A 23,666-nucleotide genomic window follows, 5' to 3' on the forward strand; every position below is an offset into this window, starting at 1 on the left:
CGGAACTTCGGACGGATGTTACCCAAAGACATTCGTATGGGCCGAGTTCCGAAAGTCGGTTGCGCGCCCCCCTGCGAAGCAAACCAGTTCGGGAGTTATTAAAGATGTATGGATTTACAGCAGGGCGCGCGATCATCGCGGCGCTGGCGATCGGGATCGTGCCGGCAGCAGCAAGTGCGGCCACCTATGACGTGCTGCAGCAGCGGTCTTCGATCAGCAATGACGGCACCGGCAACAAGTCGGTTTCGGGCCAGATCAACGCGCCCGATCCGGTCTCGCAGTCGGTCGTCAACACCAGCGCCGGATCGTTCCACCTGAAGAAGCGCGCGGCAGGGACTTCGGATGCATATGAGGACTTCATCGCCTTCTGCATTGAGGTGACCCAGTCGATCACCACCAGCACCGGCAGCGCGGTGAGCTATACCGAAAACAACACGCTGTTCTCCAATACGCGGCGCGGCCTGATCTCCACCCTGCTGGGCACCGCCTTCAACCCGCTGGCCGGTGCGCAGCACCATGCCGCCACGCAGCTGGCTGTCTGGAAGCTGGCGTACGGCGACATCAGCACGCCCACCGGCGATGCGTTCGACGTCACGGCCAAAAGCTTCGAGAACCTGCCCGGCTCGACGTTCCTGAGCTTCACGGACGGGCTGACCAACACGTTTGAAAGCAACTCGACGGGCGTGTTCGCGCTGGCGCAAGGCTGGCTCGACAAGCTGGACGGGGCGGGCACCGACGACTGGACGCTGCTGTCGGCCAACCGTGTGACCTTTCTCGAGAACGCGTCGAGCCAGAACCTCGTGACCTACACGGCGCCGGTGCCGGTGCCCGCGGCGGGTCTGCTGCTGGCCGGTGCGCTTGGCGGGCTTGGCCTGGCGCGCCGTCGCCGCGCCGCGCGCTGACCCAGATCTCGGACGCGGATGGCGCGGCGGGCCTCCGGCCGCTACCCTGAATGCCCCGCTCTCGCCGTCCGGCAGATGAAGGTCCGGCCATCCGATAGGTGGCCGGACCCTTCAGTCTTCGCAGATGCCGCGCAGTCGCAGCCAGGTCGCATCTGTGACGATCCGGGTTGGTGGCGTATCGTCCGCAGCCGGACCGGGCAGTGCGCTGCCGGTCGCCGTGCCATAGGGCTCTGTGCGCACCCCGGCGGCCGCGAAATCCGCCGCCAGTTCCGCGGCCGGAACATCCACTGGCGGGCGCGGAAGGAAATCGGCGGCGTAGCGGCGCAGGGTGTCCTGCTCGATCTCGCCCCGTGTCAGAAGGCGCAGGGTCGCGGGCAGGCCCGCCGCGCCGATCAGGTCGAGCATCGGGTCGCGCGTCCGAACGCGGGCCGCTTCGGCAAGGACAAGACCGGCGGCAAGATCGGGCGAATCCTGCCCCTCGATCGCGTCGCTGCGCAGCAGGATCATCCGTCCGGGCAGATGCGCTGACAGCGCGGGTCCGCTGGGCACCACCACAAGCGACCAGCGCGGATCGTCGAGGATGCGGCGGCGTAGCTCCGCCAGCGCTGCCGTGCCGTTGCGGCTGGTGCAGGGCTGCCCCGCATAAGACGCGAGTTCCCGCAGAAGCCGCTGCCCGATCTCGCCCCGAAGCCCGGCCGGCATCAGTTCAGCCGTGTGGCGCGTCAGCGCGCCCGGCAGCCACCACACGGCCAGCGCCGCCAGCGCCGCGGTACTGAGCAGCAGCACCCCGCGCCGCAACCGCCCCGGCCGCGCCCGCGCCTTCCCGAGCGCGCGGCCCACCGTGCGGATCGCATCGATCATCGTCTCGTCGTCGATCTCCAGCAATTCGTCCGCATCCGCGCCGGGCGCGTAAAGCGCGGGCCGTGTGCCGGGGTTCATCCGCTCGACCGCCGGCAGCGACCAATGTGCGAGTGCGGTGTCGTTCGCGTCCTTGATGATCAGCGACGCCTTGCCAAGCGCCACGAACACGTCGCGCCGCTGGGCATCCGCGGCGGGATGCCAGATGCCTGCGCATTCGAGGCGCTGGTACTTGGATAACACCGTCATCGACGGAGCCTGCTTTGCATTCGATCCTGCCCTGCGGAGAGACTAGGCCAGCCCGGCGCGCTGCACAATCGCGCAGTGTCCGGCTTGACGCCGCAGGCGATGTGCGGCCAATGGGACCATGCCGGACAGACACGCCATCGACGACCCTTCTTCCGCGACCACCCGTTCGCCGATGGCGGCGCCCTTTGCCCCGTCGCGGCCCGTGGCGGCGGCCGCGATGATCCTGACGGCGATGGCGCTGATGGGGCTGGTGGACAATTTCGTCGTCGTGATCGCCGACACGGCGGGGCTCTGGCAGTTTCAGGTGATCCGCTCGGCCATGGCGCTGTGCCTGCTGGTGGTCTTCGCGCGCTGGCGCGGGCTGCGGCTGCGGCCGCGCCGCTGGCGGCCGGTCGTTGCCCGCAGCTTCGTTCTGTCCTGCGGGCTGATGATCTATTTCGCCGCGCTGGCGGTGCTGCCGATTTCAGAAGCGGTGGCGGGACTGTTCACCGCGCCGCTGTTCATCCTGCTGCTGTCGATGGTTTTCTTCGGGCAGCGGGTGGGCGCGTTGCGGCTTGGTGCGGTGGCGGCGGGGTTCGCAGGTGTGCTTGTCGTGCTGCGGCCCGAGGCGGGGCAGGTCGGCTGGCTGACGCTCGTGCCGGTGGTGTCGGGCCTGTTCTACGCGCTGGCGCAGATCGCCACCCGCGAATGGTGCGGCGGTGAGGCGGCGCTGACGCTGCTCTTCGGGTTCTTCGCGGCGATGGGTCTATGGGGGCTGGCCGGGCTGGGTGCGCTGGCGCTGTTCCCGCAGCCGGTCCCGGAAGGCGCGGCCGGGTTCACCTTGCGCCTGTGGGGGCAGATGTCGGGCGCGGCCTGGGCCTGGACGGTGGCGCAGGCGGTGTTCTCGCTTGTGGCGGTAGGGCTCATCATCCGCGCCTACCAGAGCGTCGAAGCGTCTTTCGTCGCGGTCTACGAATATGCGCTGCTGATCTTCGCCGTGCTCTGGGGCTGGCTGCTGCTGGGCGACCGGGTCGGTCCGGTCACGCTTGCCGGGATCGCGTTGATCGTCGCGTCGGGCGCGGTGATCGCGCTGCGCGGACGCACGTCGGATGGGCCCGTGCCGGACCCCGGCCCACCCGATGGCCGCATCGCCCCGCCCAAGAACTGAAAAAGGGGGCGCGCGGCCCCCTTTCCTGTCGGCGTAGATGCCTTCGGACGTGCCCGCGCTTTACGCCGCGCGGTCGGCCTTCGGGCCGAAGCGGCCATAGAAGGTCTCGCCCGCATTGGCCAGATCACGCAGCATCCGCGGGGCCTTGAAGCGCGGGCCATGGGCCGCCTCCAGCGCATCGCAGACCTCGACCGCTTTCGCGGCGCCGATGATGTCGAGCCAGCTGAACGGCCCGCCCGACCACGGCGCGAAGCCCCAGCCGAGGATGCCCGCGACATCGCCTTCGCGGATGTCCATCAGCACACCGTCCTCATAGGCGCGCACCGCCTCCAGCACCTGCGCCATCAGCAGGCGGTGCTGCACCGTGGTCAGGTCGGGCTGCTCGTCAGACAGCGCGTAGCGCGCGCCAAGTCCCTCCCAAAGACCCTCGCGCTTGCCCTTGTCATCATAGGCATAGAAGCCGGCGTTGGACTTGCGGCCCATCCGGCCCTCGCCCTCCATCCAGAAGATCACCTCGTCCACCTCGGCATCGGGATAGGCATCGCCCATCCCCGCCTTGGTGGCGCGCGCGATCTTGGCGCCCAGATCGATGCTGATCTCGTCAATCAGTTGCAGCGGACCCAGCGGCATCCCGACCAGCTTCGCCGCGTTTTCGATCAGCGCGGGCGCCACGCCTTCGCGCAGCATGCGGATGCCTTCGTTGGTGTAGGGCAGGATGCAGCGGTTGGCGTAGAAGAAGCGCGCGTCGTTCACCACGATGGGCGTCTTGCGGATCTGGCGCACGAAGTCCAGCGCCTTGGCTACCGCGCGGTCGCCGGTACCCTTGCCCCGAATGATCTCCACCAGCAGCATTTTGTCGACCGGACTGAAGAAATGGATGCCTATGAACTGCTCCGCCGATCGGCTGGCCTTGGCCAGTTCGGTGATCGGCAGTGTAGAGGTATTGGTGGCGAAGATCGCGTCCTGCGGCAGATGCGCCTCGGCTTTCGCGGTGGTTTCCGCCTTGACCTTGGGGTCTTCGAACACCGCTTCGACCACCAGATCGCAGCCGCCAAGCGCGGCGAAATCCGGCGTCGCTGTGATGCGGGACAGGACCTCGTCCTTCTTCTCGGGCGTGATCTTTCGGCGGCTCACGCCCTTGTCCAGCAGGCTTTCGCAATGCGCCTTGCCCTTGTCGGCACTTGCCTGATCCCGGTCGATCAGCACCACCTCGATCCCTGCGTTGGCCGAGACATAGGCGATGCCCGCACCCATCATGCCGGCCCCCAGAACACCGAGCTTCTTCACCGTCTGGTCCGGCACGTCGGGGCGGTTCGCGCCCTTTTCAAGTGCTGACTTGTTGATGAAGAGTGACCGGATCATCGCGCCCGACGACGGGTTGAGCATCACGGTCGTGAACCAGCGCGCCTCGATCTTCAGGGCGGTGTCGAAAGGCACCAGCGCACCTTCATAGACCGCCGACAAAAGCGCCTTGGCCGCCGGGTAGACGCCCTTGGTCTTCCCGTTGATCATCGCGCTGGCGCCCACGAAGGTCATGAAGCCCGCCGGGTGATAGGGCGCGCCGCCGGGGAACTTGTAGCCCTTGGCATCCCACGGCTTGACGATGTCCTTGTCGGTTGCGGACAGCACCCATTCCTTCGCTGCATCAAGCAGTTGATCGGCTGGCACCACCTCGTCGATCAGGCCAGCCGATTTCGCTTTCGCGGGGTCCGACAGTTTGCCTTCCAATAGGAACGGGGCCGCAGCCATAGCGCCGAGCTTGCGCGCAAGCCGTGTCGTGCCGCCCGCGCCGGGAAAGATGCCGACCTGGATTTCGGGCAGGCCGATCTTGGCCTTTGGATTTTCGGCGGCGAAGATGCGGTGGCAGGCCAGAGGGATTTCAAGCCCGATACCGAGCGCCGTGCCGGGCAGGGCGGCGGCGACCGGCTTGCCGCCCTTGAGCGACTTGGGGTCCATGCCCGCGCGTTCGATCTTGCGCAGGATCGCGTGGATCGCCATCACTCCGTCGAAAACGCCGCGCGCCGGGTCGGCTGCCGCCTCTTCCTTCATGCCGGCGATGATGTTCAGGTCCATTCCGCCGGCGAAGCTGTCCTTGCCCGAGGTAATGACCACGCCCTTGCAGGCTTCATCGCCAAGCGCACGGTCCACCAGTGCGTCGAGATCGGCAAAGCCCTGCTGGCTCATGACGTTCATGGATTTCCCGGGCACGTCCCAGGTGATCGTTGCGACGCCGCGTGCGTCGAGGTCGTAGCTGAAATCGGTCATTTTCTCTCTCCCGTGCCGCGAACGGCGGTGTCGGAATCTTGTAGGTAACTTGCAGGGGTCCTGTCGGAGTCCCTGTCGGTATCCGCATCGGGCGGCGGCACGTAGGGGCTGCCGTCGCGGTGTGTGAACTTCGCCTTCCCTTCCGTCATCGTCACCTTCAGGTCCACGTCGGAATAGGTGGCGACTTCATCGGGGGCGCGGCTGCCGATGACGAGAAAGCGCGCCACGGCCTCCGAGCGGTTCACGAAGCAATGCCCGTCTGCCACACCTGCCGGAAAGGCCGCGCAATCGCCCGGCCCCATCGCGCTTTCGCCCCCATCCTCGCACAGCATCAGCGTGCCTTCGGTTACCATCACGAATTCGTCCTCGTTCAGGTGCCAGTGGCGCAGCGAGGATCGCGCGCCGGGCTCCAGCGTCACGAGGTTGACGCCGAACTGCGTCAGCCCACCCGCCGCGCCCAGCCGCAGCGAGGACCGGCCCGCCATCTGCGCGGCGTAGGGCGAAGGATAGATCGAGCCGGTTCGTACGGGTACGTCGGCAAGGTCGAGCTTGGGCATCGTCAGACCCGTTCGAGGATCGTGGCGGCCCCCATGCCCGACGCGATGCAGAGCGTGGCAAGACCGGTTTCGCGGTCCGCTCGCTCCATCTCATCCAGCAGCGTGCCGAGGATGATCGCGCCGGTCGCGCCTAGCGGGTGGCCCATCGCGATAGCCCCGCCATTGACGTTGACCTTGGCCGGGTCCGCGTCGAAGGCCTGCAGGAAGCGCAGCACGACGGCGGCGAACGCCTCGTTTACTTCGAACAGGTCGATGTCGCCGATGGCCATGCCCGCCTCGCGCAGGATCTTCTCGGTCACAGGCACCGGGCCGGTCAGCATGATCGTCGGATCCGTTCCGATCTTGGCAGTGGCGCGAATGCGCGCGCGGGGTTTCAGCCCGTTGGCCTTGCCGAACTCCGCGTCGCCGATCAGAACGGCGGCGGCCCCGTCCACGATACCCGACGAGTTGCCGGCATGGTGGATGTGGTTGATGCGTTCGAGATGAGGGTACTTCATCAGCGCGATGGCATCGAAGCCCGGCATGGCTTCGCCCATGTCCTTGAAGGCGGGCTTCAGCGACCCGAGGCTCTGCATGTCGGTCTGTGGGCGCATGTATTCGTCATGCGCGAGGATCGGCAGTCCGTTGCGGTCGCGGACCTCTATCACTGATTTGGCGAACCGGTTGTCGTCCCAGGCGGCTTTGGCGCGGCGCTGGCTTTCGACGGCCAGCGCATCTGCATCATCGCGGGAAAAGCCGTACTCGGTGGCGATGATGTCGGCGGAAATGCCCTGCGGGACGAAGTATTTCTCCATCGCGATGGACGGATCGACGGCTATGGCTGCGCCGTCGCTGCCCATTGGCACGCGGCTCATCATCTCCACACCGCCCGCGACATAGGCGCGGCCCGCGCCTGCGCGCACCTGATTGGCGGCGAGGTTCACGGCTTCCATCCCCGACGCGCAGAAGCGGTTGATCGAAAGCCCCGGCACCTGTTCGTCGAAGTCCGAGGCAAGCACGGCGGACCGCGCAAGGCAGCCCCCCTGCTCGCCGACTTGCGTGACGTTGCCCCAGATCACGTCCTCGATCGTCTTCGTGTCCAGCCCGTTGCGGGCTTTCAGCGCGTTGAGGACTTCGGCGGACAGGCGCAGCGAGGTGACCTCGTGCAGGCTGCCATCGGCGCGGCCCTTGCCGCGCGGGGTCCGCACGGCGTCGTAGATGAAGGCATCGGTCATCGGGTCATCCTTTCGGGTCTTGGAGGCGCGTTTCCACGCGCTGGCCGTCGCGCCGGTTTTCCGGGCGCGCGGGCATCATCAGGTCATAGGGGTGCTGCCAGCCGGGCAGGGCGGCGATCCGGTCGAGCCAGGCGTCGATCGCGGGCCAGTCGGCGCGGTCGAAGCCGAAGGGTTCGGGATAGTAGAGATAGCCGCAGCAGCACAGGTCCGCGTGAGTGGGCCCGTCGCCCACGATCCAGTCGCGGCCCTTCAGATGGGCGTCGAGCACGGCGTAGCTGGCCTTAAGACGTCCCTGCTGGAAGGCGATCACTTCGGGTGGGCGCTTGTCCTCGGGCAGGAAGTTCATCAGGAAACGGGTGTTGCCCGCCAGTGCGGACAATTTGTGATTGTCCCAGAACATCCAGCGCAGCACTTCCCGCACCTCGTCCGGGGTGGTGCCGCCGAACTTGCCGGTCTGCTCGGTCACGTAGAGCTGGATCACGCCCGATTGCGTGAGGGTGGAGCGGCCGTTGACCAGCACCGGGACCTCCCCCATCAGGTTGAGGGCGCGGAATTCCGGCGTGCGGGCTGCGCCGTTGAAGAAATCGACGAAGACGGGCTCCCAGTCCAGGCCCGACAACTCGAGCGCGAGCGCGGCCTTGTAGGCGTTACCCGATTCCCCGAAGCAGTGCAGCTTGAGCGTCATGCGTGGTCTCCCCTCTGGACGGATCGGCCGGTTCCGTCGGACCGTTTCAGGTTATGTGGGACGGATGACGCGTTCATCACAAGGGATCAATTGTCCGACGTTGCGTCCCGAAGCGGTGGCGGCGCATGCGCCGGACGCGCCATACCGGGCGGTCCCGCAGGGCCGGGTGCGGCGGCAGGCGTAGCCTGCCCGGCCCAACGGGATGAGACATCCGCAGTTGTCGAAGACGGGCGGGAGCGCCCCTTGCCGGATCAGAAATTGGCTGCGTCGAGCGCCATCACGGTGTCGCCGCCCGACTCGATCCGCGCGCGGTGCAGCGCCGTCGCGGGAAGTTGGCGCGCCATGTAATAGCGGCCGGTCACCAGCTTCGCCTGCAGGAACGCGGTGTCGCCCACGCCCGCGTCCAGCTGTGCCTGTGCCGCCTTCGCCATCCGGGCCCACATGAATCCGAGGCAGACATGCCCGAACAGGTGCAGAAAGTCGTAGCTGCCCGCCAGTGCGTTGGCCGGGGTCTTCATGCCGTTCTGCATGAAATACATCGCCGCCGCCTGCAGATCCTTCGACGCCGCCTTGAGCGGGTCGAGGAACCCCTGCTTCAGCGCCGCATCATCCTCGTTCTCCTTCACGAAGGTCTTGATCATCTCGAAGAACGCCATGACCGGCTTTCCGCCCTCGGCGGGCAGCTTGCGCCCCACGAGGTCGAGCGACTGCACCCCGTTTGTGCCTTCGTAGATCATCGTGATGCGCGCATCGCGCACGAATTGCTCCAGCCCCCAGTCGCGGGTGAAGCCCGACCCGCCCAGCGTCTGCTGCGCCAGCACCGTCGTCTCGAAGCCCTTGTCGGTCAGGAAGCCCTTGATCACCGGGGTCAGCAGCGAGATCAGTCCCTGTGCCTCGGCGTCGCCCGACCGGTGCGCCCGGTCGATCAGCGTCGCGCCCCAAAGCGCGAAGGCCCGTGCGCCTTCGACGAAGCTTTTCTGATGCATCAGGTTCCGGCGCACGTCCGGGTGCACGATGATCGGGTCGGCCGGCCCTTCCGGATTCGCCGGGCCTGTCACGTCGCGCCCCTGCAGGCGGTCCTGCGCGAAGGCGGCGGCGTTCTGGTAGGCGACCACGCCCTGCGCATAGCCCTGAAGGCCAACGCCGATCCGGGCTTCGTTCATCATCGTGAACATCGCCCGCATGCCCTTGTTCAACTCGCCCACGAGAAACCCGGTCGCCCCGTCGTAGTTCATCACGCAGGTTGCATTGCCGTGGATGCCCATCTTCTTTTCCAGCCCGCCGCAGGACAGCGCGTTGCGCGCCCCGAGGCTGCCATCCTCGTTCACCAGAAACTTGGGCACGATGAACAGCGAAATCCCCTTCACCCCCTCCGGTGCGCCGGGCGTGCGCGCCAGAACCAGGTGGATGATGTTCTCGGACATGTCGTGCTCGCCCGCCGAAATCCAGATCTTCGTGCCGCTGATCCGGTAGCTGCCGTCGTCCTGCGGTTCGGCCTTGGTGCGGATCAGCCCCAGGTCGGTGCCGCATTGCGGTTCGGTCAGGTTCATCGTGCCCGACCAGATCCCGTCGATCATGTTCGGCAAATAGGTCGCCTTCTGATCCGCGCTGCCATGCGCATGGATCGCCGAATATGCGCCATGCGTCAGACCTTGGTACATGTTGAAGGCCATGTTCGCCGAAACGAACATTTCACCCACCGCGCAGTTCAGCACGTAGGGCATGCCCTGGCCGCCGAATTCGGGATCGGCATCCAGCCCCATCCAGCCACCTGCACGCATCTCGTCATAGGCCGCCTTGAAGCCGTCGGGCGTGCGAACCACGCCGTTTTCCAAAGTGCAGCCCTGTTCGTCGCCCACCGGGTTCAGTGGCGCCAGCACATTGGCCGAGAGTTTGCCCGCCTCCTCCAGCACGGCTGCGGTGGTGTCCGCATCAAGCTCGTCATAGCCGGGCGTGTCGGACCCGGCGACGTCGAGAACTGTCTGCAGGACGAATTGCAGGTCCTGTGTCGGTGCCGTGTAGATGGGCATGGCGTGGTGTCTCCCTTTGAGGCTGGGCGCGCCCTTGCGGGCCCGCTATTCTGCGGCGCGCTTCGCGGCTTCCAGTTCCGCGATCTGGGTGCGCCCGGTGGCGAGTTGCTGTTCGAGTTCCAGGATCGCCTCGTCCAGTGCCGCCCGCTGGGCGATCATCCGGTCGAGGTGACGTTCACCGATGGCACATGCCTCGCGCAGTTGCGGATGCGGGTCGCCATCGGGGCGGTAGAGGTCGAGGATCTGGCGGATCTCTTCGAGGCTGAGCCCGAAGCGCTTGCCGCGCAGGATCAGTTTCAATCGCGCGCGATCACGCCGCGTGAACAGTCGCTTCTGCCCCTGCCGGATCGGGCTGAGCAGTTCCTTCGCCTCATAGAAGCGCAGGGTTCGCGGCGTCACGTTGAACGCATCGCACATTTCTCGGATCGTCAGTGTTTCCGTCATGGGTCGTATCCGTTGGTCAGAAGGTTGAGGGGAAGCCCGCCGACCGCTGGGGGTTCGACAGGGTGATACATGTGAATTGACGCGCACGTAAATGAAACGTCACGTCAGGGATGTAAAGGACGCGGCGTCGTTTTATGCGCCCTGCTGCGAAGGGAAAGAGCAGATTTCTTCATCCCAAGAAATAAAGTCATGCGGCGTCTCCTTTCCTGCGGAACAGACAACTTATGATGTATCGCACATTTACCAAGGGGCATGCGGCATAACCGCGATGTGAAGCGCCCGCCAGCCCGACCGTGCGGATTTTGGGCGGAACCATGCCTGTCTGCCGGGTTTAGGCGCTTTCGCGCCGATGAAACGGGCAGGCCGGGGAAGCCCGGCACCAGCACCGATGCGGCCCGGTAGGCCGTCGGTAGTGGGGCGTGGACGGGTCCGGCTGACTCGTCTGGGCGCGGAAAACCGCGGCGGCGGGATGCGGCGGGCTGTGACGATCGGGTCGGGCGCGAACTTGCGCCCGGCGTGCGGGCCAAATTGCGGTGGACGGGGTCAGTCGAGCGACCGGGCCACCTGCTCACGCAGCGCGTGCAGTTCCTCGATCGCGGTTTCCAGTTGTGCCTTCTGGTCCGCCAGCGTGGCAAGCTGCCGGTCGGCCAACTCGATCCAGGTTTCCATCTGGGCGCGGGTGCCCTTGTTGTCGTAGATCAGCAGCCACTGGCGGATGTCCTCGAGGCTGAAGCCGAACTTGCGACCGCGCATGATCAGCACCATCCGCGCCACCTCGCGCGGGGTGTAGAACCGGGCACGGCCTTCCTTCTCGGGTTTGAGCAGTTCGATGTATTCGTAATACCGCAGCGTACGCGGGGTCACGTCGAACCGTGCGCACATGTCCTTGAAGGTCAGGCGCTCCGCCGATTTCGGGTCGTTCATGGGCCATGCGCCTCCTGTCGCGTGGCGCGCAGGGAACCTCAAAACGTCGTGCAGGTCAACGCATCGGGACGCAACGTCGCGGCGGCGCACTGGACGGGTTCGCGCCGCGGCGGTAACACGCGAAGGACACGAGGGCGGCAAGCAAAGGGGCCTTGCGATGAGCGAAAGCCAGATCGCGGCGGTGCGCGACTTCATCACCGATCTGCCCTATTCCCGCGCGCTGCGGCTGGAATTGGGCGGTGTCGGGCCGGGCTGGGCAGAACTGTCGATGCCCTATCACGCCGATCTCGTGGGCGATCCGGCCACCGGCGTGATGCATGGCGGCGCGGTTTCAGCGCTGATGGACACGACCTGCGGTGCGGCCGTGATGGCTCATCCGGACGCCGGGCCGGGCACCGCCACGCTGGACCTGCGCATCGACTACATGCGCGGCGCTGTGCCGGGGCAGGCGGTGCGTGCGCGGGCCACCTGCGTGCGCGTCACGCGGTCCATCGCCTTTGTGCAGGCCAGCGCCTACGACGAGGGCGCCGACCCGATCGCCACCGCAACCGGCGCCTTCACCGTGATGGCCGGGGGTGGGGCATGAGCGGGCGCGCGCGGCCCGAACCCATGCAGGTGGTCAAGCAGCGGCGCGACGCCACGCTGGAGGCGTTGGTGGGCCGGGTGCCCTTCATCCGCACCCTGGGCGTGGTATTCGAACGACGCGGCGACGAATTGACCGCGATCCTGCCCTTCAACGAGCGGCTGATCGGCAACCCGCTGCTGCCAGCGTTGCATGGCGGCGCCACTGCGGGGTTCCTCGAGGTCGCCGCACTGATCGAGCTGACCTGGACGCAGCTGTGGTCGGACGTGGAGTCAGGCCGCGTTTCGCCCGAGGAACTGGCCGACGCGCGCGCGCTGAGGATGCCGAAGACGGTGGATTTTACGGTGGACTATCTGCGTTCGGGCCTGCCGCGCGACGCCTATGCGCGGGCACGAGTCAATCGGTCGGGTCGCCGGTATGCAAGTGTGCATGTCGAGGGCTGGCAGGACAATCGCGGTCGGCTGTTCGCGCAGGCGACTGGCCACTTCGTCATGCCGGATCCGCCGGGCACGGATGACTGAAGCCGCGCTGGCGCGCCCCGCGCTGACTCATCGCCGGGTGCTGCTGATCGCGCTGCCGATTGTGCTGTCCAATGCCACGGTGCCGATCCTCGGGGCGGTGGACACTGCCGTCGTGGGGCAGCTTGGCCTTGCGGCCCCGATCGGGGCGGTAGGGCTGGGCGCGGTGATCCTGTCGGCGCTCTACTGGATTTTCGGATTCCTGCGCATGGGCACCGCCGGGCTGACCGCGCAGGCGCTTGGCGCGCGGGACGGCGCCGAGGTCGCGGCGCTGCTGTCGCGTGTGCTGATCGTCGCCGGGCTAGCCGGGGCCGCCGTGATCGCGCTCCAATGGCCGCTGTTCGCTGCCGCCTTCGCGCTTGCCCCTGCCTCGGACGAGGTGGAGGGGCTGGCGCGCGGCTACCTTGCCGTACGGGTCTGGTCGGCACCGGCCGCCATCGCGATCTATGGCGTGACCGGCTGGCTGATCGCGCAGGAACGCACCCGAGCGGTGCTGGTGATCCAGGTCTGGATGAACGGGTTGAACATAGTTCTGGACGTGGTGTTCGTGCTGGGTTTCGGCTGGGGGGTCGGCGGCGTCGCGGCGGCGACCTTCCTTGCCGAATGGGCCGGGCTTGCGGTGGGCCTCTGGTTCTGCCGAGACGCGTTGCGCGCGCCCGCGATGCGCGCCTGGGCGCAGGTCTTCGACCGGGTGCGCCTTGCGCGCATGGCGGTGGTGAACGGCGACATCATGATCCGGTCGGTGCTGTTGCAGGGTGTCATGGTGTCGTTCCTGTTCCTGTCGTCGGATTTCGGGGACACGCGGCTCGCCGCCAACCAGGTGCTGCTTCAGTTTCTCTACATTACCGCCTACGCGCTGGACGGTTTCGCCTTCGCCGCGGAATCGCTGGTGGGGCAGGCGCTGGGGGCGCGGGCACGATCGGCGCTGCGGCGCGCTGCGCTGCTGACCGGGGGCTGGGGCTTGGGGTTGGGAGTCGCGCTGGCGGCCGCTTTCGCGGCGGGCGGCCCGACTCTGATCGACCTGATGACAACCGCGCCGGACGTGCGAGCGGCGGCGCGCGACTACCTGCCCTGGATGCTGTTGATGCCGGTGCTGGGCGCGCTGTCATGGATGCTGGACGGCGTGTTCATCGGTGCGACCCGCACCGCCGACATGCGCAACATGATGGCGCTGAGCGTCGCAATCTATGCCGCCGCGGTTTTTCTGCTTGTTCCGACCTTTGCCAATAACGGGCTGTGGGCGGCGCTTGGCATCTGTTTCGTGGCGCGCGGCCTGACGCTGCTTGCGCGCTACCCGTCGCTGGAGCGCGCGGCGGACGGCTAGAGCCAGTCGTCGCGCCCGCTGCCTACCGCGTCGGCGACGCTGCCGAACCCGTCGCGCGCAAGCAGTGCATCGAGATCGGCCGCGATGCGGGGCACCAGCGACATCCCTTGAAACACCAGCGCGGAATAAAGCTGCACCGCGCTCGCCCCGGCGCGGATCTTCTCGTAGGCCTGTGCGCCGTTGGAAATTCCGCCGACGCCGATCAGCGGCAATGCGCCGCCGGTCAACTTTGACAGCTGCGCCAGTACGTGGGTGGATCTCTCGAACAGCGGCGCGCCGGAGAGTCCGCCGGTCTCGTTCCGGTGGCGGCCCTTCAGCCCGGCGCGCAGGACGGTGGTGTTGGTCGCCACGATCCCGTCCACCGAGCTGGCCAGCGCGACTTCGGCGATGTCGGCCAGCTCATCCCCGTTCAGGTCGGGCGCGATCTTCACGAAGACAGGGATGCGCCGGTCAAGCTGCCCTCGCGCGTCCATCACGCCGGTCAGCAGCGCCCAGAGCGCGGCGCGCCCCTGCAACTCGCGCAGGTTCTCGGTATTGGGGGACGACACATTGACCGTTACGTAATCCACATGCGGGGCGCAGGCGTTCAAGACCTCGACATAGTCGCGCGACCGGTCCGCGCTGTCCTTGTTCGCCCCGAGGTTCAGCCCGATCACCGCGTCGCTCGGTCGGTCGCGCAGACGCTCCGCCAGCGCGGCCGCACCGATCCCGTTCAGCCCGAAGCGGTTGATGACAGCGCGATCACGGGTCAGGCGAAACAGCCGTGGGCGCGGGTTGCCGACCTGCGGGCGCGGTGTGGTGCCGCCCAGTTCGATGAAGCCGAAGCCCGCGCGGCACAGTTGCGGGACGACATCGGCGTTCTTGTCGAAGCCGGCCGCCAGTCCGACCGGATTGGGCAGATCCAGCCCGGCAACGCGGGTCCGCAGCCGTTCGCCCTGCACAGGGCCGGGCAACGGCACCAGCCCCGCCCGCAGCGCCCGCAAGGCCAGCCCGTGGGCGGTTTCCGGGTCGAGCCGGTGCAGCGCGGCAAGGCCGACGCGTTCGCGTAGGGTCGTCATGGCAGGTCGGGAAAATCGTGGCCGTGGGGGCCAAGCAGCAGCGGGTCCACGCGCAGCACCTCGTCGCGGCGCAGGGCGCGGTAGAGATGCGGGAACAGTGCGCCCCCGCGCGAGGCTTCCCATTTCAGGTCGTCGCCCAGGGCGTCGGCATCCACCGCGGCGAGGAACAGCCCGTCCACACCGCGAAAATGCTTCGCGGCGGTTTCGCGGACCTGTTCGGCGGTGGAGAAATGGATGAACCCGTCGGCAAGGTCCACCGGCGCGCCCGCGGTCTCGCCCTCGGCGTCGAGCACGGCCCACTCATCGGTGCGGAAAATCTTGTAGATCAGCATGCCCCCATGTGACGCGAAGCGCATCCCCGGTCAAGCGCCGCGCAAACCGTTTGCGTCTGCGGCATTTCATGCGATTGTCACAAAAAATCCCGCCGCCACGAAAGGCGCGCCCCAACAGGAGAACGCCCATGAAAAACTGCCTTCTTGCCGCCACCGCCATCGCCTGTGCCGCAGGCACCGCGGGCGCGTTCGAATTGACGATCCTGCACACGAACGACTTTCATGCACGGTTCGAGCCGATCAGTAAGTACGACAGTGGCTGTTCCGAGGAGGACAACCAGGCGGGCGAATGCTTTGGCGGGTCGGCCCGGCTTGCAAGCGCGATCGAGGAAGCGCGCGCCCGCGCCGGAACGTCGATCCTGGTGGACGGCGGGGACCAGTTCCAGGGAACGCTATTTTACACCTACTACAAGGGGCAGGCCGCGGCCGAGATGATGAACCGGCTCGGCTATGACGCGATGACCGTGGGCAACCACGAATTCGACGACGGTCCCGAGGTGCTGCGCGGCTTCATGGATGCGGTAAACTTTCCGGTGCTGATGTCCAACGCGGATGTGTCTGGCGAGCCTCAGCTGGCGGACGTGCTGATGAAGTCCACTGTGATCGAACGGGGCGGCGAACGGATCGGCCTGATCGGCCTTACGCCCGAGAACACGCCCGAACTGGCCAGCCCCGGCCCGAACATTACCTTCAGCGCGCCCGCGCCCGCCGTGCAGGCAGAAGTGGACCGGCTCGAGGCGGACGGTGTGAACAAGATCATCGTGCTCAGCCATTCGGGCTATGGCGTCGATCTGGCGGTGGCCGACGCGGTGACAGGTGTAGACGTGATCGTGGGCGGGCATACCAACACCTACCTGTCCAACGTGGCCGAGAACGCCAAGGGCCCTTATCCTACGATGGTCGGCGATACGGCGGTGGTACAGGCCTATGCCTACGGCAAGTTTCTGGGCGAACTGAACGTCACTTTCGACGACGCCGGGAAAGTCGTGTCGGCGGAGGGGGAGCCGCTGATCATGGACGCGTCGGTCCCCGAGGACAGCATCGTGAAGGCCCGCATAGGTGAACTGGCCGCCCCCCTGGACGAGATCCGCAACATGGTCGTGGCCGAGGCCGCGGCGCCGATCGAGGGGGACCGCAGTGTGTGCCGTGCCATGGAATGCGCGATGGGCAACCTTGTCGCAGACGCCATGCTGGCGCGGGTCGCCGATCAGGGCATCGAGGTTGCCATCGCCAATTCGGGCGGCTTGCGCGCCTCCATCGACGCGGGAGAAGTGACGATGGGTGAGGTGCTGACGGTGCTGCCGTTCCAGAACACCCTGTCCACCTTCCAGGTGACAGGCGCCACCCTGCTGGCCGCGCTGGAGAACGGCGCCAGCCAGATTGAGGAGGCCGCGGGCCGTTTTCCGCAGGTCGCGGGATTGACGCTGTCGATCGACCCGGCGGCGGACCCGGGCAGCCGTGTGTCGGACGTCATGATCGCGGGCGCGCCGCTTGATCCGGAGCAGGTCTATGGCGTCGTGTCCAACAACTTCGTGCGCGGTGGCGGTGACGGCTACGCGATGTTCACGGACGCGATGAACGCCTATGATTTCGGACCCGACCTCGCCGACGTGACGGCCGAATACCTGGCGGCGAACGCGCCCTATCAGCCCTATACCGATGGGCGCATCCGCATGGTGGAATAACGCGCGGGACGGTTCGCGCGGGCGGCTGATCCCTTGTGCGGCCGCTTCGCCATAACCCTTCCGGCCGACGCGATGGCGCAGCTATTCGCCGCCGCGCCGGACAACGCGCTGCCGCCAGTGCCGGAATATAACGTCTGTCCGACGCAAACAGTCCATGCCGTGCTGGCGGGAGAGAGCGGGGGGCGTCGGCTGTCGGGCTTGCGCTGGGGGTTCGTTCCGCACTGGTACAAGACGCCGACGGACGGCCCGCTGCTGATCAACGCGCGGGCCGAAACCATCGCCGAGAAGCCGGCGTTCCGCGCGGCCTGCCGCACACGCCGTTGCCTGATCCCGGCGACGGGGTTCTACGAATGGACCAAGGATTCAACGGGTGCGCGGCTGCCATGGTATATCCGGCGTACAGACGGGGCGCCTGCCGTTTTCGCCGGGGTGTGGCAGGACTGGACCGGCGCGGAGGGAGAGCGGCTTCGGACGTGCGCGATCGTGACCATCGCTGCGAATGTGGCGATGCAGGCGATCCACCATCGGATGCCGGTGATCCTGGAGCCGGAGGATTGGCCGCTCTGGCTGGGCGAGGCGGGCAAGGGCGCCGCGCGGTTGATGAGGGCCGCACCCGAAGACGCGCTGACGTGGCATCGCGTTGATCCTGCAGTCAATTCCAACCGCGCCGAGGGGCCGGACCTTATCGCGCCGCTCGCCCATTGACGATCCGCAGCGCGCTGTCGGCGGCCTGCACGAGAATTACGCTCCCTGACCGCTTTAGCAGCTTTGTGGGAGTCTGCCCCCGCACCGGGGCCAAGGCGCGTCAACCCGGCAGCGCCGCCAGCACCTCCACCTCGACCTTGAATTCGGGGCGGGTGAAGCCCGACACGATCACCAGCGTGGAGGCGGGCAGCACATCCACGTCCGCCAGCCACGCGTCCCGCGCGGTCATGTACCCGGCCATGTGGGCGCGGTCGGTGACGTAGGCGTTGATCCGCACAACGTGCTGCCGCCCCGCCCCCGCCGCGCCGAGGATCGCGTCGAGATTGGCGAAGCAGATCTCGGCCTGGGCCTGGGCGTCCTCGGGCACGGTGCCGTCCGGGGCAAGTCCTAGCTGCCCCGAGGTCGCGATCAGCCCGGTGCCTGGCGGCAGCGCGACACCGTGCGAGTAACGTGCGAAGGGCGGGGCGATCCCGTCCGGAACAAGCGGGGTCATGGCTGTCTCCTGCTGAAAAGGGTGGCTTAGCTATGGCAGGGATGCAGCCGGCGCATGAAAAATCGCCTTGTTTGCGATCAAGTTTGCCGCAAAGCGACTTTTTATTGGACAATCCTCCGAAACGTCGCTGCATATTTGTGCGCGAAAGCGGATTGCACCGCACTGCGCTGCGCCACGCCTTTATCTGCGGGTCAGGGCAGGGACACTGCCGGAAACAGGGAGCACGGAGACAAGAGATGACCAAGACCTTCCTTCGCACTGCGGCCGTCATGGCAGGCGTTGCGGCGACCGGGCTGGCCGGTGCCGCAGGCGCGCAGAACGCGGCCGTCAGCTTCGGCACGAACTGGCTGGCACAGGCCGAGCATGGCGGTTTCTACCAGTCGGTCGCCGACGGCACCTATGCCGAATGCGGGCTGGATGTGACCATCGTGCCGGGCGGTCCGCAGGTGAACAATCGCGCGCTGATGCTCGCAGGGCGGATCGATTACCACATGGGCGGTGACATGCTGCAGGCGTTCAACGCCGTGAAGGAGGGCATCCCGGTCGTGATGGTCGCGGCGACCTTCCAGAAGCATCCGCAGGTGATTCTGGCGCATCCGGGCGAGGCGGACAGCTGGGAGGAACTGAAGGACCTGACCCTGCTGATCGGCGACAACGGCTTCACGTCCTACTACCAGTGGATGATATCGGAATGGGGTTTCACGGCCGAGCAGCGCCAGCCCTACACGTTCAACCCCGCGCCGTTCCTTGCGGACAAGCGCATGGGGATGCAGGGCTACCTGTCGTCCGAACCCTACCTCGTGATCAAGGAGGGCGGGTTCACACCCAACGTGTTCCTGATCGCCGATGCGGGTTTCACCAGCTATGCCACGATGATCGAGACGATGGCAGATACCATCGCCGAGAAGCCCGAAGAGGTGAAATGCTTCGTCGAAGGGTCGATCAAGGGCTGGTACAACTACCTTTACGGCGACAATGCGGGTGCCAACGCCATGATCCTCGAAGCCAACCCGGACATGACGCAGGACAAGATCGACTATGCGATCGAACGGATGCTGGCCGAAGGGATCGTGGACAGCGGCGACGCGCTGGAAATGGGAATTGGTGCGATCAACCCCGACGTGGTCGAGGATTTCTACACCAAGATGGTCGCCGCCGGCGTAATCGAGGACGGCATCGACTGGGCCGCGTCCTACACCACCGAGTTCGTCAACCAGGGCCTCGGCATGGACCTGAAGCCCGCGAACTGATTCCGCGGAATATCGAGCAGCCGGGGGCCAGCGCGCCCCCGGACCCTATTCACGAAAGGCCCGCGATGCCCGTCGCCCCGCTGTCAGACCGCCCGCCCGTGATGGAGCTTGCGGGCATCAACAAGACTTTCGCCGGCGGAATCGTCGCGCTGGACGGCATGTCGATGGCGGTGAATGCGGGCGATTTCATTTCGTTACTGGGTCCTTCGGGCTGCGGCAAGTCCACCGCGCTGCGGATCATGGCGGGGCTGACCCAGCCCACCGCCGGACGGATCGACTGGCATGGCGGGCAGAGGGCCGGTGATCTTGGCGTGGTATTCCAGGAACCGACCCTGATGCCTTGGGCGACTGTGGCCGACAACGTATGGCTGCCCTTTCGCCTGCGCGGCAAAAGCTATGGCGAGGTGCGTGACGACGTTCTGGAGGCACTTCGGCTGGTCGGGCTGGAGAAGTTCCAGACCGCCTATCCGCGCGAATTGTCGGGCGGCATGAAGATGCGCGTGTCGATCGCGCGGGCGATGGTGACGCATCCCCGCCTGATCCTGATGGACGAGCCGTTCGCCGCGCTGGACGAGATCACCCGCTTCAAGCTCAACAACGACCTTCTGGCGCTCAAGGCGAAGATCGGCTGCACGGTGGTGTTCGTGACGCATTCGGTGTTCGAGAGCGTGTTTCTGTCGGACCGGATTGTCGTCATGGCGGCGCGGCCTGGTCGGGTGGTGCGCGAACTGGAAGTGGACGCGCCCTATCCGCGCGACGACGCCTTCCGCACCTCGGCAGGCTACGCCGCCCATTGCCGCGAGGCGTCGGACGCGCTGCACGCCGCAATGGAGGCCGCCGCATGAGCCTTGTGGAGCGGATCACCGGGCAGGCAGCCCCCGGTGCGGGCGCGATCGATGCCGACGAGGCACGCCGCCAGTCGCGCGCGCGGATGGAACGGATCGCGCGCTGGGTGTTGCCGGTGGTCATGCTGCTGGCGACGCTGTGGCTGTGGGACCGGATCGTCGCCTGGAACGAGATCCCGCATTATATCCTGCCGGGTCCGGGCCGGGTCTGGGACAGCCTGACCGGCGACTGGGCGATGCTGTGGGACGCCGCGCTGCTGACCGCCCGGATCACCCTGATGGCGCTGGTGCTGGCGGTGCTTGGCGGGGCGGGTCTGGCGATCCTGTTCAACCAGTCGAAGATGCTGGAATTGTCGCTTTATCCCTACGCGGTGATCCTGCAGGTCACGCCGGTGGTATCGATCGCGCCGCTGATCTTCATCTACGTCGAAAGCAAGACGGCGGGCATGTTGCTGTGCGCGTGGATCGTCGCGTTCTTCCCGGTGCTGAGTTCGACCACGCTGGGGCTGAATTCGGTCGATCACAATCTGCGCGACCTGTTCCGCATCTACGGTGCGAGTCGCTGGCAGAAGCTGTGGTTCCTGCAGCTTCCTTCGGCGCTGCCGTATTTCCTGGGCGGGCTGAAGATCGCGGGCGGGCTGAGCCTGATCGGTGCGGTGGTGGCCGAACTGGTGGCGGGCACCGGCGGGGTCGGCGCCGGGCTGGCCGCGCGCATCCAGGAGGCGGGATACCGGCTGAACATCGCGCGGATGTTTGCCGCGCTGTCGATGATCGCGGCGATGGGCGTGTTCATCTTCGCAGCCCTGTCGCTGTTGTCGCATCTTCTGCTACGCAAGTGGCACGAGAGTGCCCTGAAACGAGAGAGCTGAATGGATTTCCGCGCCCTGCCGAGCGGCGACTACACCCTTGCCAACGTGACCGTGCCCGCCTGCCTTCTGGGGCAGGAGGGCGATCTTGTCCGCACCGAGCTGTCCATCGTGGACGGCCGGATCGGCCCGCCTCAGGGCGTGGCGGTGGACATGGGCGGCGCGCTGGTGCTGCCCTGCTTCACCGACATGCACACCCACCTGGACAAGGGCCATATCTGGGGCCGCGCGCCGAACCCGGACGGCACCTTCATGGGGGCGCTGACCACGGTGGCGGCGGATCGCGCAGCCAACTGGTCGGCCGAGGACGTGCGCCGCCGGATGGATTTCTCGCTCCGCTGCGCCTTTGCGCATGGCACGCGGGCGGTGCGCACGCATCTCGACAGCCTGCCGCCACAGGACGGAATAACCTGGCCAGTGTTCCGCGAGTTGCGCGAGGACTGGGCGGGCCGGATCGCGCTGCAGGGCGTTTGCCTTGTGGGTTGCGACGCGATGGATCCGGAGGGCGCGTTCCGCGACACCGCCGACATCGTGGCGGCTTCGGGCGGGGTGCTGGGCATGGTGACCTACCCGGTGGCCGACCTCGAGGCGCGGCTGGAGGGGTTCTTCCGGTTGGCGGCCGAGCGGGGGCTGGCGGCGGATTTCCACGTTGACGAGACGATGGACCCCGAAAGCGAGACGCTGCGCGCCATCGCGAAGACGGTGATCGAGACGGGGTTCGAAGCGGCGGTAACCGTCGGGCACCTGTGTTCGCTGTCCACGCAAACCGAGGCGCGCGCGCTTGATACGCTGGATCTCGTGGCGAAGGCGGGGCTGAACATCGTATCGTTGCCCATGTGCAACCTCTACCTGCAGGACCGGCAGGCCGGGCGCACACCGCGCGGGCGCGGTATCACGCTGGTGCAGGAGGCCCGCGCACGCGGCATCAACGTGTGCTTCGCGTCGGACAACACGCGTGATCCGTTCTACGCCTACGGCGACATGGACATGATCGAGGTGATGCGCGAGGCGACCCGGATCGGCCATCTGGACCACGGCGAGACCGGCTGGGTGCAGTCCTTCGGCGCGAACCCCGCCCGCGCCTGCGGCTTCGATACGCAGGACCTGACCGAAGGCGCGCCTGCCGATCTTGTGATCTGCCGCGCGCGCAGCTGGACGGAGTTCTTCGCGCGCCCGCAGGCCGACCGGATCGTGCTGCGCGACGGGCGGGCCATCGACCGCACGCTGCCGGACTACGCCGAACTCGATACCCTGATGAGGACAGCATGAAACCCAACGTCGCCGCGGCCAAGGCCGCATTGTCGCACCTCGACATCGAGGACAAGGACAGCGCCATCAAGGCGAAGTCGCGCGACTTCTTCTGGTATTCGCCGGTGCTGAAGGACCGGCTGGATCATGTCGTCGCCGACTTCGTCGTCTCGCCCCGCAGCGAGGCCGAGGTGATCGAGGTGCTGAAGGTCTGCTACGCCCATGACGTGCCAGTGACGACGCGCGGCGCGGGCACCGGAAATTACGGACAGGCGATGCCGCTGGCCGGCGGCTGCGTGATGCACCTGCAGCACATGAACGCGGTCAAGGAGATCCATCCCGGCCGCGTGATCGTGGAACCCGGCTGCCTGATCAAGGATCTGGACGCCGCGTGCAAGGCCGACAGCGATCAGGAAGTGCGCATGTTCTCGTCCACATGGGCGACGGCGTCGATCGGTGGCTTCATCGCCGGCGGGTCCGGCGGCGTGGGGTCCTGCACCTGGGGCAGCCTGCGCGATCTGGGCAACATCATCCGCCTGCGCGTCGTCACGATGGAAGAGGAGCCGCGCGTGCTGAATTTCCGCGGCGAGGAACTGGCCCGCGTCAGCCACGCCTACGGCACCAACGGTATCATTACCGAGTTAGAGATCCCGCTTGCCCCAGCCTACGACTGGGTGGAGATGTTTGTCGCCTTCGACGATTTCATGGGCGCGGCAAGCTTCGCCGAGGAACTGGCAAACCAGGACGGCATCCTGATCAAGCTGGCCAGCGTGTTCGAGGCGCCCATCGCGCACGACTATTTCCAGCGGGTGAAGCCGCATGTGACCGAAGGCCAGTCGGTCGTCGGCCTTATGGTCGCGCCCCATTCCATGGACGGTTTCGAGACCTTCCTGAAGCGCCGTCCGCAGGCCGGGCTGATCTACCGGTCGGACGCGAGCACATGGGAGCGCACCCCGGGCGCGGTGTTCGAATACGGCTGGAACCACACCACGCTGCGCGCGCTTAAGGTGGACCCCAGCATAACCTACCTGCAGGTGCGCTACGGCTTCCCCGGGCATCTTGGCCTTGTGGAGAAGATCCGCGACATGCTGAGCCCCGAGGTGCTTCAGCACCTGGAAGTACTGCGCGAGAATGGCAAGGTGATGTTCGCGGGCCTGAGCCTTGTGAAGTTCACCACCGAGGAACGGCTGGACGAAATCGTGCGCCTGCACGAGGAAGCCGGCGCGATGATCTTCAACCCGCACCGCTACACGCTGGAAGAGGGTGGACGGCAGACGGTGGACGACAGGCAGTTGCGCTTCAAGAAAGAGGCCGACCCGAAGGGCCTGCTGAACCCCGGCAAGATGATCGCCTGGGACGACCCGGACTGGAGCTATGACCGGATGTACGCCTATCCGAAGCTCCAGAGCGCGGGATAGGCCGGGACGGTGACGGGACCGATGCCTCTGGCGGGGATGGCCGGGAACAGGCGGCTGACGGGGCGC

Annotated in this window: 23 protein-coding genes; 12 read left to right on the forward strand and 11 right to left on the reverse strand. The window is 66.7% G+C overall.

All coding sequences use genetic code 11. From position 1 onward, the window contains the following. The first annotated feature begins 104 nt into the window (after window positions 1–104). Window positions 105–902, forward strand: coding sequence for a VPLPA-CTERM sorting domain-containing protein (locus DKT77_RS15215; protein WP_109812532.1), 798 nt, complete (start codon window positions 105–107; stop codon window positions 900–902). 111 nt (window positions 903–1,013) lie between these two features. Here the strand turns inward: DKT77_RS15215 and DKT77_RS15220 are convergent, their stop codons facing one another. Continuing rightward, window positions 1,014–2,009, reverse strand: coding sequence for a hypothetical protein (locus tag DKT77_RS15220; protein ID WP_109812533.1), 996 nt, complete (start codon window positions 2,007–2,009; stop codon window positions 1,014–1,016). A gap of 118 nt (window positions 2,010–2,127) precedes the next feature. Between DKT77_RS15220 and DKT77_RS15225 the strand changes: the two genes are divergently transcribed. After that, on the forward strand, window positions 2,128–3,156 hold the full coding sequence (locus DKT77_RS15225; protein WP_238547931.1) for a DMT family transporter: 1,029 nt from the start codon (window positions 2,128–2,130) through the stop codon (window positions 3,154–3,156). A 60-nt stretch (window positions 3,157–3,216) separates the two neighbouring features. Here the strand turns inward: DKT77_RS15225 and DKT77_RS15230 are convergent, their stop codons facing one another. From DKT77_RS15230 to DKT77_RS15260, 7 genes are all read right to left on the reverse strand, one after another. After that, window positions 3,217–5,421, reverse strand: coding sequence for a 3-hydroxyacyl-CoA dehydrogenase NAD-binding domain-containing protein (locus DKT77_RS15230; protein WP_109812534.1), 2,205 nt, complete (start codon window positions 5,419–5,421; stop codon window positions 3,217–3,219). Further along, window positions 5,418–5,978: a cupin domain-containing protein gene (locus DKT77_RS15235; protein ID WP_109812535.1), complete on the reverse strand. Its 561-nt coding sequence runs from the start codon at window positions 5,976–5,978 to the stop codon at window positions 5,418–5,420. Before DKT77_RS15235 ends, DKT77_RS15230 begins: the two co-directional genes overlap by 4 nt. Window positions 5,979–5,980: 2 nt before the next feature. Further along, window positions 5,981–7,192 carry an acetyl-CoA C-acetyltransferase gene (locus DKT77_RS15240; protein WP_109812536.1) on the reverse strand — a complete coding sequence of 404 codons (1,212 nt, stop codon included), beginning with the start codon at window positions 7,190–7,192 and terminating at the stop codon, window positions 5,981–5,983. Window positions 7,193–7,196: 4 nt separating this feature from the next. After that, window positions 7,197–7,877 (reverse strand): glutathione S-transferase family protein, encoded by a 681-nt coding sequence (locus DKT77_RS15245; protein ID WP_109812537.1) that lies wholly within the window; start codon window positions 7,875–7,877, stop codon window positions 7,197–7,199. A 251-nt stretch (window positions 7,878–8,128) separates the two neighbouring features. Next, window positions 8,129–9,907 carry an acyl-CoA dehydrogenase C-terminal domain-containing protein gene (locus DKT77_RS15250; protein ID WP_109812538.1) on the reverse strand — a complete coding sequence of 593 codons (1,779 nt, stop codon included), beginning with the start codon at window positions 9,905–9,907 and terminating at the stop codon, window positions 8,129–8,131. 45 nt (window positions 9,908–9,952) lie between these two features. Then, window positions 9,953–10,351 carry a MerR family transcriptional regulator gene (locus tag DKT77_RS15255; protein WP_109812539.1) on the reverse strand — a complete coding sequence of 133 codons (399 nt, stop codon included), beginning with the start codon at window positions 10,349–10,351 and terminating at the stop codon, window positions 9,953–9,955. Between the two features lie 543 nt (window positions 10,352–10,894). Continuing rightward, the gene (locus DKT77_RS15260) at window positions 10,895–11,275 is read right to left on the reverse strand and encodes a MerR family transcriptional regulator (RefSeq protein ID WP_109812540.1); all 381 of its coding nucleotides are present in this window, start codon (window positions 11,273–11,275) and stop codon (window positions 10,895–10,897) included. A gap of 157 nt (window positions 11,276–11,432) precedes the next feature. On the opposite strand from DKT77_RS15260, the gene DKT77_RS15265 reads away from it, so the two are divergent. The 3 genes from DKT77_RS15265 to DKT77_RS15275 are packed head-to-tail and all read left to right on the forward strand — an operon-like array spanning window position 11,433 to window position 13,700. After that, window positions 11,433–11,861: a PaaI family thioesterase gene (locus DKT77_RS15265; protein WP_109812541.1), complete on the forward strand. Its 429-nt coding sequence runs from the start codon at window positions 11,433–11,435 to the stop codon at window positions 11,859–11,861. Continuing rightward, complete coding sequence (locus DKT77_RS15270; protein WP_109812542.1) at window positions 11,858–12,379, forward strand: PaaI family thioesterase; 522 nt, start codon at window positions 11,858–11,860, stop codon at window positions 12,377–12,379. The genes DKT77_RS15265 and DKT77_RS15270 overlap by 4 nt, the downstream gene beginning before the upstream one ends. Beyond that, window positions 12,372–13,700: an MATE family efflux transporter gene (locus tag DKT77_RS15275; protein WP_109812543.1), complete on the forward strand. Its 1,329-nt coding sequence runs from the start codon at window positions 12,372–12,374 to the stop codon at window positions 13,698–13,700. The genes DKT77_RS15270 and DKT77_RS15275 overlap by 8 nt, the downstream gene beginning before the upstream one ends. Here DKT77_RS15275 and DKT77_RS15280 read toward each other — a convergent pair. Then, on the reverse strand, window positions 13,697–14,758 hold the full coding sequence (locus DKT77_RS15280) for a quinone-dependent dihydroorotate dehydrogenase (RefSeq protein ID WP_109812544.1): 1,062 nt from the start codon (window positions 14,756–14,758) through the stop codon (window positions 13,697–13,699). The two genes, DKT77_RS15275 and DKT77_RS15280, sit on opposite strands and share 4 nt — an antisense overlap. Beyond that, complete coding sequence (locus DKT77_RS15285) at window positions 14,755–15,090, reverse strand: DUF952 domain-containing protein (RefSeq protein WP_109812794.1); 336 nt, start codon at window positions 15,088–15,090, stop codon at window positions 14,755–14,757. The genes DKT77_RS15280 and DKT77_RS15285 overlap by 4 nt, the downstream gene beginning before the upstream one ends. A gap of 128 nt (window positions 15,091–15,218) precedes the next feature. Between DKT77_RS15285 and DKT77_RS15290 the strand changes: the two genes are divergently transcribed. Both DKT77_RS15290 and DKT77_RS15295 read left to right on the forward strand, forming a co-directional pair. After that, window positions 15,219–16,775, forward strand: coding sequence for a bifunctional metallophosphatase/5'-nucleotidase (locus DKT77_RS15290; protein ID WP_109812545.1), 1,557 nt, complete (start codon window positions 15,219–15,221; stop codon window positions 16,773–16,775). A gap of 33 nt (window positions 16,776–16,808) precedes the next feature. Continuing rightward, entirely contained in the window at window positions 16,809–17,480 is a 672-nt protein-coding gene (locus DKT77_RS15295; RefSeq protein WP_109812546.1) for an SOS response-associated peptidase, read from the forward strand. Between the two features lie 100 nt (window positions 17,481–17,580). Here the strand turns inward: DKT77_RS15295 and DKT77_RS15300 are convergent, their stop codons facing one another. Next, window positions 17,581–17,973: a RidA family protein gene (locus tag DKT77_RS15300; RefSeq protein ID WP_109812547.1), complete on the reverse strand. Its 393-nt coding sequence runs from the start codon at window positions 17,971–17,973 to the stop codon at window positions 17,581–17,583. A gap of 236 nt (window positions 17,974–18,209) precedes the next feature. Between DKT77_RS15300 and DKT77_RS15305 the strand changes: the two genes are divergently transcribed. The 5 genes from DKT77_RS15305 (at window position 18,210) to DKT77_RS15325 (ending at window position 23,600) form a co-directional block, all read left to right on the forward strand. Next, window positions 18,210–19,223 (forward strand): ABC transporter substrate-binding protein, encoded by a 1,014-nt coding sequence (locus tag DKT77_RS15305; RefSeq protein WP_109812548.1) that lies wholly within the window; start codon window positions 18,210–18,212, stop codon window positions 19,221–19,223. 65 nt (window positions 19,224–19,288) lie between these two features. Further along, window positions 19,289–20,068, forward strand: a complete 780-nt coding sequence (locus DKT77_RS15310; protein ID WP_109812549.1) for an ABC transporter ATP-binding protein — start codon at window positions 19,289–19,291, stop codon at window positions 20,066–20,068. Beyond that, complete coding sequence (locus DKT77_RS15315; RefSeq protein ID WP_109812550.1) at window positions 20,065–20,937, forward strand: ABC transporter permease; 873 nt, start codon at window positions 20,065–20,067, stop codon at window positions 20,935–20,937. Before DKT77_RS15310 ends, DKT77_RS15315 begins: the two co-directional genes overlap by 4 nt. Beyond that, window positions 20,938–22,203, forward strand: coding sequence for a cytosine deaminase (locus DKT77_RS15320; protein WP_109812551.1), 1,266 nt, complete (start codon window positions 20,938–20,940; stop codon window positions 22,201–22,203). Then, window positions 22,200–23,600 (forward strand): FAD-binding oxidoreductase, encoded by a 1,401-nt coding sequence (locus tag DKT77_RS15325; RefSeq protein WP_109812552.1) that lies wholly within the window; start codon window positions 22,200–22,202, stop codon window positions 23,598–23,600. Before DKT77_RS15320 ends, DKT77_RS15325 begins: the two co-directional genes overlap by 4 nt. The last annotated feature ends 66 nt before the right edge of the window (window positions 23,601–23,666 follow it).

The organism is Meridianimarinicoccus roseus (assembly GCF_003172915.1).
Lineage (GTDB): Bacteria > Pseudomonadota > Alphaproteobacteria > Rhodobacterales > Rhodobacteraceae > Meridianimarinicoccus > Meridianimarinicoccus roseus.